This is a genomic window from Ekhidna sp. (genome assembly GCF_965228795.1).
Lineage (GTDB): Bacteria > Bacteroidota > Bacteroidia > Cytophagales > Cyclobacteriaceae > Ekhidna.
This window is the reverse complement of record NZ_OZ245839.1, coordinates 981,019-997,118: the sequence shown is the minus strand read 5'-3', so window position 1 is coordinate 997,118 and position 16,100 is coordinate 981,019. Positions and strand designations below refer to the sequence as shown.

Genomic DNA, 16,100 nt, shown 5'->3' with positions numbered 1-16,100 from the left:
CAAAACGAAGATTAAGAAAACTTTCTCATTCTTTCATTATTCTAAATACGATTCGTTCAGAATCTTTTCCTTCAAGAGTAATCAGATAAACTCCAGTGTTCAGCGCTCTCAAGTCAAGTGTTCGATTGAGAGATCTTAATAACTTCCTTCCAGAGAGATCAGATACTGTAGCCCGTTCAAGTTTTTCCCATTTTATGACTAAATAATCTCTTGCCGGATTTGGGTAAATAATAACATCATCATCCAATTCATCTAACCCTAGCACATCTCCTTCCACGTCAATAATTGTAATATCGAAAGTCTTAGAAAAGCTCAATCCACCATTATCAGTTGTAGTAATCTCAAGAGAATGTGATCCCGACTCCTCATAATCAAACTCTACCTTAGACAAAAGTTCATCAACAGCAATTTCGAACAAGTCATTTTCAGTAGGAAAGCTATATGTAAATGATTCATCGCCATCCTCATCTTCTGTCGATAGTATACCAATTAAAGTCCCAGCTTCTCTATTTTCTGAAATTGTATCAGATGATATGAATATGTCACTTGGAGCTTCGTTTATATCGTTTAACGATACACTTATGGTTGCAGTATTTGTAAATTCTCCGTCATCTACTTCTACTATGTATTCAAAATTGGAATTGGTCTCAAAGTCCAGCGGTTCAGAATCTACAACTGTAACCTCAGCAGTATTAGCATCAATTTGAAATGCTCCAAGATCGTTACCAGTAGTGATCGAAAAGGTAAGATCATCATTTTCAGGATCAGATGAGGTTAGAGTTCCAAGAGAGGTCCCAACCGCGGAGTTTTCATCTATTGTAAAAGAAACATCAGTAACGGATGGAGCTTCGTTTCGGTCGCTCAGGCTAACTGAAATTGTCGCTTCACTGGTGAGCTCTCCATCGTTCGCAGCTATAGTAATTTCAAAAGTCGGGTTGGTTTCAAAGTCCAATGGAGTTGCATCGGATACTGTTACTTCAGCAGTATTAGCATCAATTTGAAATGCTCCAAGATCGTTACCAGTAGTGATCGAAAAGGTAAGATCATCATTTTCAGGATCAGATGAGGTTAGGGTTCCAAGAGAGGTCCCAATCGCGGAGTTTTCATCTATTGTAAAAGAAACATCAGTAACGGATGGAGCTTCGTTTCGGTCGCTCAGGCTAACTGAAATTGTCGCTTCACTGGTGAGCTCTCCATCGTTCGCAGCAATAATAATTTCAAAAGTCGGGTTGGTTTCAAAGTCCAATGGAGTTGCATCGGATACTGTTACTTCAGCAGTATTAGCATCAATTTGAAATGCTCCAAGATCGTTACCAGTAGTGATCGAAAAGGTAAGATCATCATTTTCAGGATCAGATGAGGTTAGGGTTCCAAGAGAGGTCCCAATCGCGGAGTTTTCATCTATTGTAAAAGAAACATCAGCAACGGATGGAGCTTCGTTTCGATCGTTCAGGCTAACTGAAATTGTCGCTTCACCGGTGAGCTCTCCATCGTTCGCGGCAATAGTAATTTCAAAAGTCGGGTTGGTTTCAAAGTCCAATGGAGTTGCATCGGATACTGTTACTTCAGCAGTATTAGCATTAATTTGAAATGCTCCATGATCGTTACCAGTAGTGATCGAAAAGGTAAGATCATCATTTTCAGGGTCAGATGAGGTTAGAGTTCCAAGAGAGGTCCCAACCGCGGAGTTTTCATCTATTGTAAAAGAAACATCAGTAACGGATGGAGCTTCGTTTCGGTCGCTCAGGCTAACTGAAATTGTCGCTTCACTGGTGAACTCTCCATCGTTCGCGGCAATAGTAATTTCAAAAGTCGGGTTGATTTCAAAGTCCAATGGAGTTGCATCGGATACTGTTACTTCAGCAGTATTAGCATCAATTTGAAATGCTCCATGATCGTTACCAGTAGTGATCGAAAAGGTAAGATCATCATTTTCAGGGTCAGATGAGGTTGGAGTTCCCAATGAAGTCCCAATTGCTGAATTTTCATCAATTGTAAAAGAAACATCAGCAACAGATGGAGCTTCGTTTCGATCGATAATATTAATTGTAATTCTAGCTGAAATTGGATCTGTATTTCCATCAGAAACACTAACCTCAATTTCTAAATTCTGCAAAGACTCGTAATCTACAACAGAGGAATCTAACAGAATTAATTCACCATTTGATGAGTTTATCTCGAAAGTATTAGAATGATGCCCTGACAATATGGAATAAGTTAGACTTTCTCCATCTGCATCATCAGCTTGAACAATCCCAATCAGTGTATTCACTGGAGAGTTTTCGGTTAAATCAAATTGTTGATCACTAATTGATGGACTTGAATTTGTAAAAACTTCTAGGTTTTTACTGTAAGAAATACCTCTTTGGTTTTTTGAATAAGATCTAAAATAATAAGTAGCATTTGGACTGAGATTGGATAAGGTTAGATTGAAAGTGTCTGTATTAACCTGAATTGCTTCTTGAACTACATTCATTTCTCCTATAGTCGGATTTTCATTTAGTCCATAAACAAATCCGTATTCTGTTATATTTCCACCACCATTAGAAGTAACATATCCTTCTACAGTGGTAGATTCGTTTGAAGTGAATAATAAACTGATACTAGATTTAGACTTAGATATGTCTCCATAGAAAAGTGAAGTTTTATCAATATCATATTGGGTAACTATTATATCCCCAAATCCATCTCCATTTACATCTGATATACCTTCTACATTATCGTAAAACTCTGTCCCAAATGTTGAAAATCCCCATATCGTATCGGGATTTTCGGGTATTCCGTTGATGCTCCCAAAAAAGACTTGCACAGAATTGTAATTTTCTTCATCATATCCTAGAATCAAATCATCAAAACCATCATTATTAAAATCTACTTGAGAACTTATGTAAGAGGCTATATAGCCATTATCAACATTTCGCGTGCTAACTTCATCATTGAAATTTTGCAAGTACGCAACTGAATAGTCAGAACTTATTCCATTATCAGAACCATAGAAAATAAACACATCATTAAAGTCAAGACCAAAAGTTCTATTTTCTCTCGCTCCAACGACAATATCATCAAATCCATCACCATTCAAGTCTCCGACTTTATTCAGAGAAGTGTATCCAAAACCAAAATAGGTGTTGTTAGCAATTTCGAAACTTGGTGAAGCAGAAAAGAAACTTGATTGACTTAGGCCACTATCAGATCCTAAATAAACTTCGATCGACTTAGCAGCTCGCCTTAAGTATACATCATCATATCCATCATTGTTGACGTCTCCGCAAGAGGATACCGAAGAGCCGAGGTAGTCAAAAGTTAAATCTGTGGTAAGCTGCCAATTTGGTTCTGTTTCAAATCCGGAAGAATTCCCGTAGAAAACAACTACTCGTCCTTTATTAAAACTACCAAAATCAGCATCGCCTACAATAAGATCATCGATACCATCCCCATTAACATCCCCAGCATTTTTGATTTCCATTTCATAAGCTGCTCCAGGGTCACCACTAACAGCATACGACCAATTGCTAATTTCTAAATCATTCTGTATCCCTAATAGTAGAACCACCTCATCATTGAACATCAAAACAACATCTGTAAAGGAATCTCCATTAAAATTTCCTGAAACAAAATCTGTAAAGTCTTTCCCCCCAAAGTCTGAATTTGTGATTAAGGTGGTAGGTTGACTTGAAGGGCCATTGGTTGAACCATAAAATATGTCTAAAAATCCGTTATCAATAACAGCAAAGTCGGGAAAACCATCTCGATCAATGTCCCCGATATTTCTAGCATACGCCTCTCTTGATAAACCAGATGTGTATTCATATTCCCAATTAGTTTGTCCAAAAATTGGCAAGCATGTTATAAATAAAAAAAATGATAAGGCAGTGAATTTAAGTTTCATGATTTATGGTGGATTTTTTTGTTTTAGCTCCCAACTAAAAGAGTTCGTGCTTAGAATAGCAAATAATTATATCGCTAATCAAATCACCATCACTAAGTTTTCATATACTCATTTATGAGTATATTATGACTATGGAAAACGTTAGTTCCAAAAATGAACTGGATAGATATTACAGGACTAGGCAATTCGCTAAAGAAACTTCTTTAGGCCTAGATAACTATGACTCTATATTTAGCATGTACAATCAATTCTTCTACATAGTTGATTATAGGACTCATGAGATTTGCTATGTGGGTGGTGAAATAGAGCCTTTAATAGGTATAAATCGAAGTAATTTTAACATGGATTATCTATTAAATCATGCTGTTCACCCATTCCATAGGATGCAAGTATTAAATATTTCTACCTGGTCTTATGGTATTGCATGGAAGTTTAAGGATGAATGGGGTAATGAAAATAGAGATTTCAACCTTAGTGCATTTTATAAGATGAAGAAATCAAATGAAAGACCGATATATATTCATAGAAATACACAAATACTAAGTAGAGATTCAAAGAATAATGTAACTAAAGGTATAACATTTATTACGGATGTATCTGGCAATTTCAACCTTAAACAATCAGCCCTAAGTGCCTGTATAATCTCTCCCTATGGAAATAAAATCACCTATAAAAGCAAGCAAAGTAAGATTCACATTACTGAATCGGAACAAAAAATTTTACATTATCTCTATCATGGAAATACCTCGAATCAAATAGCATCAAGATTATCCATTAGCAAGCATACTGTAGATACTCATCGAAGGAATTTGTTAAAGAAATTCCAGGTTAATAACACGCCGGAAATGCTTCATGAAGCAATAAATCAGTCATTTATTTAGGGGATTAGAAAAGAAATTAACAATTCATTAAATACTTCGGGACTCTCATAGCATGGACTATGAGTAGAGTGTGGAATTTTTACAATATCATCCCTCCAGAGTCCATTCAATTTAAGGCTTTTCAAATAATCCAAATTGACGAGCTTATCATCAGAACCGTGAAAAATAGCTTTCTTTCCTCTAAATGAATTCCAAATTGCTATCTCATCTCCAAATTGCTGCCTAGCAACAGATTGCCCCAAATAAAGTCTTGCATTCGAGTCAGTCTCCTTAAACCATTGTTTGAATAATGTCTGATCTTTAATTGTTAAACAGTTAACATAGCTTTCGAGCTCGCTGGAGCTAACGACAGACTGATATGGGATTCCATCTAAAATATCTGGAAATGCTTTTCCTATAGTATCTAAGGAGTTAATCGGAGGTGCTTGGAAAATCACAATACCATTCAAGTTTTTAAGAAGCGGTAAAATCTCAATCGCAATATGCCCTCCAAGAGAGTGACCAACTAAGGTTGTATTCGATTCCTTCAAGCCCAACTTGTCAAACAAATCAGATATCACTTTTGTATATCCTTCCAAGCAGTAATCTAATGGGTTTTTAAATGGCTTGCTATTATAATGCCCAGGCAGATCAATTGCTATAATTCTAAATGTTTTACTGAGCAACTCATCATCTATTTGATATTTAAAAACTTGATGACTAGACGAATTTCCATGAATAAAGAGAAGAGTTGGATCTCTTTGATTCAAGTTATCGTAGTATGAAACTTGACTATTTCCTATTTGGTCAATTTTAAGCATATCTGAAATATAGCCAACCCATGCTAATTCGTTTTCGCTACATACCTAAGAAAACCTGCGGCCGTTCCGGCCGCTAAAATTTTAGGTTTTTTAAGGCATAAGGCGAATCAGAATATTCATTAAAAAAAATTTTCTCCACCAATATTGCCACCTAAAAATCAAAAACCCCTGAAAATCAAATGATTAACAGGGGCTTGAGTACCTGAGGATGGACGGTCCGACGATTCGGTCGAACCAGCATTTTTTGTGGAGCATAAAAAAATCCTCCTCAGAAAACTGAGAAGGATTCGTACCTGAGGCCGGAATCGAACCGGCACTCCTTGCGGAACACGAGTTTGAGTCGTGCGCGTCTACCAGTTCCGCCACTCAGGCAAATATCTTTTTCCTAATGAGTGAGAACAGTAGAATCCTACAGAACAACAGCTCACATTTCGTGCGCGCCTGTACCGACATTTCGTCGGGATCTACCAGTTCCGCCACTCAGGCATCATCCGTAAACGGTGGGCAAAAGTATCCAAACAAAAATAAGATTGCAATAAGAGCTGGTCTTTAAATCTTAACCACCAAGCATTACAAAGGCTCCCCAATAAATGGGATCCTTGTATTTCTTCTTGATCTTACGCTGCGCATTCAAAAATGCCTCTCGTTTATTCCCATTTTTCAGATAGTCCTTATAAAAAGTGGTCATCAAATCCTTCGTTGCTTCATCATCTACCTTCCACAAGGACATCACCACAGATTTGGCTCCACCCACAAAAAAGGCTCTTTGCAAACCATAGATTCCTTCTCCAGAAGCAATCTCACCCAGGCCAGTCTCACATGCACTCAACACAACCATCTCCAGGTTATTCAGGCCAAGATTCATGATTTCATAGGCTGTCAGAATACCGTCCTCTGAACTATCATCCATTTTTTCATTACTTACTCCTGCTAGTAAAAGACCTGAACTTAGCATTGGATCAGCACTTGGTGCTTTGTCATCCTCCATAAAAAATCCATGAGTAGCTATATGAACGAGCTCTTTATTCAATTCTGCTTTCACAGCCTCCTCTTTCGCATCTTCTTTTAATAGGGTCGTACATGTCGCATCAGCTTTGGATACCAGTTCCTGTATTTCAGTAATTTCTTCCTCTGTGCCGGGCAGGTCAGCTACATTGCTAATCATAGCAAAGCTCCTGGTAGAACCGGAAACACCATTAGATCCGCCAATTTTGTAAGCAGGCCTCCCTACCAAAAGCACGTTTTGGATATTATCAGAATCTTCCGCATTCAGATTTAAGGACAAAATATCTTTGGATGAACTGATCTGAACAATCGCTAATTCATCGATCAAATAATCTTTAGACAATGGATTATAGAGCGTATTGATACTGATCTTGTGATATATACCATCGGGGGAATAGAAAATTTTCTCTATCCCATTGGCGGTTAAGTAATCATGAATTTTCCTCCAATAAATCTCAAATGATTTAGGATCTTCCAGCTTATACTTAATGGCATTTTTATAAACATTGAATCCCTTCTTCTCTATCTCATCACCTTTACCGATGACTATGAGTTCCGGATTATCTTTTTGATTGGTTCCGACTAATGCCGTGTAAATTCCCTCACCATTTAGTTCTGTTCTGATGATCTCTACCGAAGCTTCACCCGACCCAATTTTTTGCCTGATCTGATCAAAGGTTGGTGATGTCTTTGCAAATGAACTGCCAAATTCTGCTGACTTCCTGGACAGCTCTTTTTCCAAATTATTGGTTTTCTGAAGCAAACTATCCAACCGCTGCTGACTCTTCTGCTTTACGTCACTTTTCAGTGATTGCAGGTCAGCTATTTGCTTTCGTGCTACCGTCCATTCCGAAAACAATTGGATTAACTCCTCATCTCCGCTATTGAAAATTTGCTCCCTCACTTGCTTTGTGGAATTCAGAAGCATGCCTTTGGTACTTAATTCCAAATTGTACCATTCTTCTATGACATCAGGGTCAATGCTTCCTTCTTCTTCCGTGGATCGTGCCACCACATAGACTTTAAAGTTATTCAGCAACTTCTGCTTCTCTTCCACGAAGGTTTTTTTCTCAGACTCAGAAAGGTATGTGAACGAGTCATTGATTTCCTTTACTTGTACTTTTGCCAGTGAAATAAGTAAGGGTTCTGCTAATTCATACTGCTCTGTTTTCGTATACAGGTTTGCCAGATTGTTCACTGTTCGTATATATCCAGGATGAGTCTCAGAATAATATTTAGCATACTTTTCTTTGGCAGACAGCATGGTTTCCAGCGCTTCATCCTTTCTATCCATTAAATCATACAGCAACCCAATGTTTGAAAGTGCCGACAGGTATTGAGGATGATCTTCCCTTACCGTGTATTTAAATATTTTAATTGCCTCCTCATAATCTTTTAAGGCTAAATCGTAGACTTCATTTTTCTGGTAGTATACTGCCCGGTTACTCAACAAGTTAGCATATGCAGGATGCCCGATCCCTGATGACTCCTTTTGCCAATCAATCGCCTGATTCAACAACACTAAAATGGAATCGTTTTTCGGGTTGGTTCGGGTAAGAATATTCGCAAGGTTTGTTGCTAGTGCAACACGTAACCCGGAATTTTCGCTTAAAGAAATTTTCAGTGCGGTTCGATAGCTGGATTCCGCCTTCTCATAATTGGCCAGTGCTTCATATAGCGCCCCTAAACTATTGAGTACCGAGGCATATTCATTTGTATCAGTAAGCCCTTCTTTTTGCAGAATACCACGTGCTTTTGTTAGGTATTTATCAGCATCTTTAAAGTTTTGAAGTAGATACCGCTGGTTACCCAGGGATTGATAAGCTACAGCAAGCTTTTCCGGAGCTGTCTCAGCGTTCGCCTCCAGGTCAGATATGTAGCTGGAAAATAATTCATCAGCTCGTTCGAAGCGCCCCATCTCAGTGTGCAGCTTACCAAGCTCTAGCACAGTTTTGGTGTAGGTGCCGCTATCCGTTAGATTCCTACTCCTATGAGCTATCAGGGATTTACTTAGTTCATTTAGCTGCTTGTACTTCTCTCCGGTAGCCCCGAATAGTTCCGCCTGCTCCAAAAGCAAAGAAATATAAGTGGGAGAATCTTCATAAACAGTTTCGGCTTGATCATAATATTTCTCCGCCTCCTCATACCTAAACAGCAAGACTGACAATCGAGCGCTATTAAGTAAAAAATCATCTACCTGAATTCCGGCTTGCTCACAAATTGCTCCATTCTTTTCGCACCACGAAAGTAGTTCAGATGCAGCCTCGAGTGCTTTCACATAGTCTTTTAAGTGAACAAACACATTGTAATAATCTTTCAAATAAGCAGGGTACTCAGCCTTTTTGGACATGTAACCTTTCAAGTCCTCATAGAACTGTGAAGCTTTTTCGTATTTTTCCGAAGACATCAAAAGTGCACTGTAATTTTCTGCCACGTGCAGATAAAACGAACTTTTACCATCCCCTAAAAGCCCCAAAAGCTCATCGTAATTCTTCTCTGCTTCGCTGATATTTCCAAGCCTGCCCTCTACATAGGCCAAATCATCCAAGGATCGTGCATAGAGCTCATCAGGTTGTCCAATTTCTTCACGATGGATTTGGACTGTTTCGGTTAGTATTTCCTTAGCTCGCTCTACAGAATCACAGTTCAGGTAGTAAATGCCAAGATTTCTGTTAGCAGATAATGTAATGGGGTCACCCACACCGTAAATTTCTTTGCGCAGGTCAATGTCCTCTTTGCTACGCTCAATGGTGCTTTTACAATCTCCTAGCTGGTAAGCAATAAAAGCCAACTTCGAAGTGAAAAATAGCTTTACAGTATCCTGCGTGATCAGCGATGTATTTTCTAAAGATTGCTGTAGGTTGATTAAAGCTTCTTCTGCCTGTTCAAATTCTCTATTATCTATGAGTGATTCTACTTTGTCTACCTCAGTATCAAAATCAACCTGATCTTGAGCCAATACAAATGGTAGCGTCAATAAGAATATTAATGGACTAAAAAATAGTTTCTTGTTCAATTTTCCCTTCATAATTCATCAAAGCGTAAACAATTTCCTCTTCTGCGTCATTATTCGACGCGATTAAAGTAAGGTATTCATTATCATTCTTAATTACGGAAGGATTTATTAAGGAAGCATTTAGTTGATAGCCTACAGTATCAATGACTGCATTCTCTTTTTCATTGTAAACTGTTGCATTGAGGTAAGATCCTTCCGAATTTTTATTGTGAGTAAACAACCATAATGATTGCTCTTGTCGGATCATTCCTGCGTACTCACCCTGCAGTTCAATTCGACTGGTTGATTCAACCTTTCCATTAAAATTCATTCGTGATAACGTATAATAATCAGTACCTTTTTGAAGAATTGTAGCAACTCCCTGCAGCTGATTTACGATGACATTCTTGATCGTATCGTTATTCTTGAGTAGAGCTGTAAAATATTCATTTCCACCGGTAGACAGCTGAGTAATCCATGCTTTCCCATTATAACCTCCAATAATCATAGAACTGTCCCCTACGATTTTAAAATAGGAAACTTCGCTGTTCTTGTAAGGGCTTAACTCCCACACTTTCTCATAGTCTTCACCCATGGGAATGGCTCCTATCAGCAGGTTATCTTCTCCTCTGATTCCTTGAATAAGGTGCAAACTATCATTTAACTGCAGCTTCTTTTTTGCACAAAAACTATCTTCTTGAAAAGCCCCGGGGATAAGGAAAATGCTATCTGCTTCGTAGCATTCTGTCAAAGAGTCAGTATTGAAAGATTGAATACGCATTTGTTGCATCAGCCCTTCTAACTCCTCCTTAAATGATGTGTAGTTTTCTTCTTTCTGATTCTCAGCAAAGGTCTCACTGCCGTTTCCTTCGGGCATCATTTCATCAAAAAACCATTGGAAAGTTTCCTGACCATGATCTGTAGCGATGATTTGCTCATCGAGACTATCCGCCTTATTGAAAGAGGTATATAGATTTTGATAAATCCGTGCTTTCCGTGAAATATAATCGTCAGTCGGAGGCACATTCAATTCATTGCAATTTTTCTCATATGTAAGCTTGTTGCCATACTCCAACTTAGCGATTAGGTATTGGAAGATGTCTATTAAAACTGATTCGTTATCATATTTCGTAATCAGGTTGATGATGCGCTGAAATTTTAGATCATCTAGCTCTGCCTGAATGCATTCATCTCCATTGATCATCCGATCATTAGTTGCCATGAAAAATTTGTAGGCATTTTTTATTTCATCTTGCAGGCCATCCACTTCCACTTTCAGCAGATTTAAGAATCGATCTGACCATTGTTTATAATCCCATACGTCAATGTTATCAGCAAGGAAATTCGCAGGGGTGATCCCATTCATTCGGAAGTGGTCAATCTTCTTCTTATTCACGATCACTTCTCGTTTTTTCTTGTATGGAATCTCCTGATACAACTGTCTGTAAATATCCAGGTGATACATGGAAGAATCGAAACTCACACCTACAGACCGAACAGCAATCTTGAGCGAATCATCCGCTTTGAGGAAAAGTTGTCTTAAGTTGTCTGCGCTCGTGTTGATATCGATAAACCCCTCTCGAGCCTTTAAATAATGATATACTGCTCGGTCATAGTTTTCTACAAGCTCTTCATACTTCGTAGAATATTCCTGGGTATTTTCATAATTGCTTTCAATCTTGCGGACTCCCATTCGGGTAACAGAGTCCCTATCCTTCAAATCAGGCACATCATACCAATCCGGATTTTTTGCAACCTCTTTATCATCCAAATAGTTTTTGGCCAGACCAAAATTCGTTTTTGCATTATAAATTCTTTGCCTCGAGGCAACACGATCAACTACTGGATCTAAATCCGTAAAAATGTTAAGCTCAATCTTGCCCAATTGATAGTATACATTGGAGAATTCAACATTTTCTTTTTGAAACTGAATGAGCTGATCATAAAAAACTTCCTTATTAACAGTGGCTCTGTCATTCATGATTTTTTTGAATGCGCCAGTTTGTGCGTAGGCGGAAGTGCCTATCAGGAATATGAGAAATATGCAGTGCTTTTTCATATTAATTATCAGATAGGATTTTAAATTCTACTCGTCGATTTTTGGCCATGTTTTCTTCCGTGTCATTCGGAAATCGTGGTTGTGATTCACCATATCCAACTGCCACTAAGCGGTCTTTATTGATGGCATTGTCCTGCAAGTATTGCAATACTGAGTTAGCTCTAAGATTGGAAAGTTGAAGGTTATATTTTTCTGGCCCGGCATTATCTGTATGAGCAGATATTTCAACTTTGTATTGCTCATTCTCCTGCAGGTAACTGACCAGCTTGTTTAGCTCCTCGTAGGATCCTGCATTCAATTCGTAGGAATTGTATTCAAAGGTGATGTTCTCTAAAACAAGCGAAATATTCTCTACAGACTGAAGCGTTGCGCTCATTTCCTTTAATTCCTCCTCCTCCGAAAGATCTAACTCTGCTGAATAATAGCTATACCCTTCCGCTGAAGTACTTATTTCATATACTTCACCATCCCTCAGTTGTAAAGTGATTTTTCCATCCTTTACATTCCGTTTGGTCTTCTCATTTCTTGTAACATTATAGACCGTAATTTCTAACCCTAAATTGTTTCCCGATTCATCGGCAAAAGAAAGAGAGACATCTTTCAGCTTTCTCTTCAATTCAATATCAAAATCGAAAAAGTCAAAGATTACCTCTTCATCAAAAGGGAGGTTAAGGGTGTCAGGGAAATAGTTTTCTGAATTAAAAATGATGTTTAATTCCTGTCCCAGTGCAATGACCGTCTCTTCACCTCTGGTGATATCCATATTCTCGATGAGTTGGAAATCTGAATCATACAGAGACAAACTCGCATCGATAGGAAAATAAAACTCTTCATCAAAAACATTGAATGTAACATCCACGCTAGGGAATAACTCGAAGTTATTCGTCAAAGACAACTCAGTGGTCTCAATCAACTTTGACTGTGCAGAATATTGATCCTTATAGGCAAGAAGCGAAAACTGTTCATTCATTGGAACAAATAATTGGTAGTTACCATCTGCATCGCTGAGTGCCTCTTGAAAGACTTTTGTTGTGTATGGATTGATCACCTGAATGGTGGCTGAAAGTGGATTTCCCTGCTCATCGAGTACCTGGCCCGAAACCAAGGTCATTTCCACAGGCTGAAAATCTCTACTCAGCTCTTTTGACAGAATCATTGACTCAATGCGATCTTCTCCTTTCGAGAACTCTCCAGAGTTAAAATAAAGGGTGCTATCACGATCTATGGACGGATACACTAAATCATCGTCACCAATAATTGACACAATTGGCTTAGGGTTATACCTAAATAAGCCATCAATTTTTGCCCAGAAAATGGAGAATTGTTTTTTAGCGATCCGCTTTCCCTCGGCATCTTCAATGTCTTCATAGGAAGAGTAATAGAAGGACTTGTTATCCCTGGCATAATATGGCGAGCAAATACAACCTGTATTGTATACCGGTGGAAGCAGTTCTGGATCTGTCCATGTACCTGACTCTGTCAGTTCTGTATAGTATAGCTGACCACAAAAGTCATCTGCTTTTGCGTCCGGTGGCAGTGGACGAGTAAAGAGTATCTTTTTTTCGTCTGCCGAAATTGCAGGTCCTTTTTCATCTTGTATGGTATTGATGCCAATGTCCAACGGCTGAGGTGCTGTCCAGCCACCATTTTCAAATTCCGAATAATAAATATCGAAATCAGGTTTTACTTCATTTTTAGCAGCAAAATATAGCTTTGAGTTATCAAAATTTAGCTGGAGATCTCTGATTTCGAATCCGCTGATTATATCATCTTCGAAGATTTTAACTGGTTTTTCCCAATGAGAAGAATCATACGAATAGTCGGAAATATAAGGCTTGAAGCTCCCGTAATAGTTTGCTACAAAAACCATTTTGGTGCCGTCAAAGCTAACTCTCGTCTGCTTGACAATTGCACCCGTATTTATGTGCTTTAACTCCTGGGCGGATATGGTTAAAACAGATATAAATATGACAAGTGTAACAACTACTTTAAAGGTAGACTTGTGAACTGGCATTTTCAGGTTAGGTTATTAGTGCGAAAGGTAAAAAAATGGTGATTGTTTTACACTACCTATGTCGGGGTATAATTTTCATCAAATGAATAGCCCCCCAATAAGGGGGCTTATAACAGTCTGATTTATTTTCTACTTAATTGGAAAGTATATCTCTGTCATCCATTCTGCAGTATCCTTAACAATGGATGGATCGGTAATGTATATTTCCCATGGATTACCGTTTGCTTCATATCCATAAAAACTCATGTAATCCATAAGGTCATTGTATGCACTTTCCATTAAATCATAATTTCCCTTATGAATGGTTTTAACTGCCAAACCTTCATAGGTATTGTCGCTGATAATATTTTCGTCTTCAACTGTTACAAGTTCAGCGGTTGGAATGCCACAAATCATCTCTGTAGATGCTTCGTCATAGCTTAGCACAATACTTATGGGTGGTCCTGCCATTTCAATGTCATTTGAGGAAACGTAAGCCATAGCTGCACCAAATCCCCCACTCATTGCTTCACCGATTTCAGCCGGATCTACCGATGAAGATGCTTTAACTCCGATATACGGCTGTGCTTCAGTTTGAACTTCATCTATTTCATATGTGAAATCCGGTCGGGACTCAACACGTGTTTTCAATTTGACCAATGTCCTTTCATACATTGGACCTATCATACTTTCAGTTGCTAATGAAAAGAGCTTCATGATACCTGAAATATTGGTTTCATCATAAGTGTAGGTGACATTCGTTGAGCCATCCTCTTCATTTAAAATCCAGGAAACCGTAGGTTCACCGGGATAACCTTCAAAACTCATGGTGGATGTAACCAGCATGTTTTCGTCAGACTCGATAATCTCCATCTTGCCCTTTCCAAGATCAGGATTATCACTATCCCAGCTGTATTGTGCTCCTACACCTGAAGCAGGCCCTTCAATAATCACTTCTGCCGTAGTGTCTATTTCAGACCATGCCGAAAACTGATCGAAGGTTTTGAAGCTATTAACTTCCTTAAAAACAGCTTCCACCGGTGCGTCGATGGTTATCTGGCGCTCCATGTGATTTTCTGATGGGCCAAAAACAATGACTCCAAGACCTAAAACCAAAAGTATCAATACAATGACTCCAATAATTTTTAAGACTTTCATAGTTAGTTTGTTGATTTTTGTGATACAATAAAGTTAATCATTGAAAGAGACAAATCGATATGCTGATTTTTGGAAGAGGTTGTTGGCACACAACATAGACCTGCTGCCTATATTGTTTCTTTTTTATGTGATTACCATTTTCTTCCCATCTCCTGAATACGATTATTTAATTGTAGGCAGTGTCTACTTTGGATATTACATCCTTTTCGAATCAAGTAAATTAAGAGCTACTCCCGGTAAATTACTGATCAAAATCAGAATCGTAAATGATGACAAATCCAGAAGCTCCATCATTCAGGTTACGCTTAGAAACCTCTCTAAGGTACTTTCCCTTCTAATTTGCTTTGGAGGCTTTATAATGATCTTTTTCGATAAGAAAAACAGAGCTTTACATGACTATATCGGAGGTACTGTGGTATTATTTGATGAAGAATAACTTAATTTCGCCAAGTAAAAGGACTTCCTTCAAATTATCATTTATATTTCTGGTTAAATTTTAACAGGTAAGGATCTAATGGATAACAACAATAATTCACTACTAAGCCGATTTGAAAGTTTTTTCGAAGGTTTCATCTTCTGGAGTAGATGGGTACAAGCACCCCTTTATACCGGGCTGATTATAGCCTCATTCCTTTACTTATATAAGTTCTTTCAAGAGCTTCTGTATATGATGAAATACATCACCATATGGGATGAGACAGAAGTAATGATCAAAGTTCTTGGCTTGGTAGATATTTCCATGGTAATGAACTTAGTAGTAATGGTTACCATTGGTGGATATTCCATTTTCACCAGTAGAATTGACGTGGATATGCATGAAGATAAGCCGCTTTGGCTCGAAGGTCTTGATGCCGGTCAATTAAAGATCAAACTTGCAACCTCACTTGCCTCCATTTCCGGGGTTTATCTATTGAAGACATTCATGAACTATAGAAATGAGGTTGAAAAAACCAGTACGGAGGGAGTAATCATTGAGATTGTTATCCACATGGTATTCATCATCTCCGCACTATTATTATCACAAACTGAAAAAATCACGCACAGTTATCATTCTTCACACACACTTCCTGCTTCCGATGAGGAAGAAGAAGGTGAAGGACACCATTGATAACTTGCTTTAATAGCACAATAGAAGCCGAAACATTTGTTTCGGCTTTTTTATTGCAACTGGATTGTATTTATAAGCAAAAAGTTATTTTTGCGATCCCTCATGCGCACGTGGCGGAATTGGTAGACGCGTCAGGTTGAGGGCCTGGTGACCGTTTTAGGTCGTGGAGGTTCGACTCCTCTCGTGCGCACTTACTTATTTTTGGTCTTAAA

9 protein-coding genes and 2 tRNA genes are annotated in these 16,100 nt (G+C 38.3%); 4 read left to right on the top strand and 7 right to left on the bottom strand.

Translation table 11 applies throughout. The features are described 5' to 3' along the window. Positions 1-25: 25 nt before the first annotated feature. On the bottom strand, positions 26-3,889 hold the full coding sequence (locus ACQK2H_RS04520; RefSeq protein WP_425390281.1) for a cadherin domain-containing protein: 3,864 nt from the start codon (positions 3,887-3,889) through the stop codon (positions 26-28). A 341-nt stretch (positions 3,890-4,230) separates the two neighbouring features. Between ACQK2H_RS04520 and ACQK2H_RS04515 the strand changes: the two genes are divergently transcribed. Next, the gene (locus ACQK2H_RS04515) at positions 4,231-4,770 is read left to right on the top strand and encodes a response regulator transcription factor (protein ID WP_425390280.1); all 540 of its coding nucleotides are present in this window, start codon (positions 4,231-4,233) and stop codon (positions 4,768-4,770) included. Here ACQK2H_RS04515 and ACQK2H_RS04510 read toward each other — a convergent pair. The 6 genes from ACQK2H_RS04510 to ACQK2H_RS04485 form a co-directional block, all read right to left on the bottom strand. Continuing rightward, positions 4,767-5,570 carry an alpha/beta fold hydrolase gene (locus ACQK2H_RS04510; protein ID WP_425390279.1) on the bottom strand — a complete coding sequence of 268 codons (804 nt, stop codon included), beginning with the start codon at positions 5,568-5,570 and terminating at the stop codon, positions 4,767-4,769. The two genes, ACQK2H_RS04515 and ACQK2H_RS04510, sit on opposite strands and share 4 nt — an antisense overlap. A gap of 290 nt (positions 5,571-5,860) precedes the next feature. Beyond that, a tRNA-Leu gene (locus ACQK2H_RS04505) sits at positions 5,861-5,942 on the bottom strand. A 184-nt stretch (positions 5,943-6,126) separates the two neighbouring features. Then, positions 6,127-9,603 carry a CHAT domain-containing protein gene (locus tag ACQK2H_RS04500; protein WP_425390278.1) on the bottom strand — a complete coding sequence of 1,159 codons (3,477 nt, stop codon included), beginning with the start codon at positions 9,601-9,603 and terminating at the stop codon, positions 6,127-6,129. Further along, on the bottom strand, positions 9,569-11,629 hold the full coding sequence (locus ACQK2H_RS04495) for a hypothetical protein (RefSeq protein ID WP_425390277.1): 2,061 nt from the start codon (positions 11,627-11,629) through the stop codon (positions 9,569-9,571). The genes ACQK2H_RS04500 and ACQK2H_RS04495 overlap by 35 nt, the downstream gene beginning before the upstream one ends. A 1-nt stretch (position 11,630) precedes the next feature. After that, complete coding sequence (locus tag ACQK2H_RS04490; RefSeq protein WP_425390276.1) at positions 11,631-13,643, bottom strand: OmpA family protein; 2,013 nt, start codon at positions 13,641-13,643, stop codon at positions 11,631-11,633. Between the two features lie 129 nt (positions 13,644-13,772). Beyond that, positions 13,773-14,780, bottom strand: coding sequence for an SRPBCC family protein (locus tag ACQK2H_RS04485; protein WP_425390275.1), 1,008 nt, complete (start codon positions 14,778-14,780; stop codon positions 13,773-13,775). A 40-nt stretch (positions 14,781-14,820) separates the two neighbouring features. Between ACQK2H_RS04485 and ACQK2H_RS04480 the strand changes: the two genes are divergently transcribed. The 3 genes from ACQK2H_RS04480 (at position 14,821) to ACQK2H_RS04470 (ending at position 16,078) form a co-directional block, all read left to right on the top strand. Then, entirely contained in the window at positions 14,821-15,216 is a 396-nt protein-coding gene (locus ACQK2H_RS04480) for an RDD family protein (protein WP_425390274.1), read from the top strand. Between the two features lie 78 nt (positions 15,217-15,294). Beyond that, positions 15,295-15,888, top strand: coding sequence for a TIGR00645 family protein (locus ACQK2H_RS04475; protein WP_425390273.1), 594 nt, complete (start codon positions 15,295-15,297; stop codon positions 15,886-15,888). Positions 15,889-15,992: 104 nt separating this feature from the next. Continuing rightward, positions 15,993-16,078, top strand: a tRNA-Leu gene (locus ACQK2H_RS04470). The last annotated feature ends 22 nt before the right edge of the window (positions 16,079-16,100 follow it).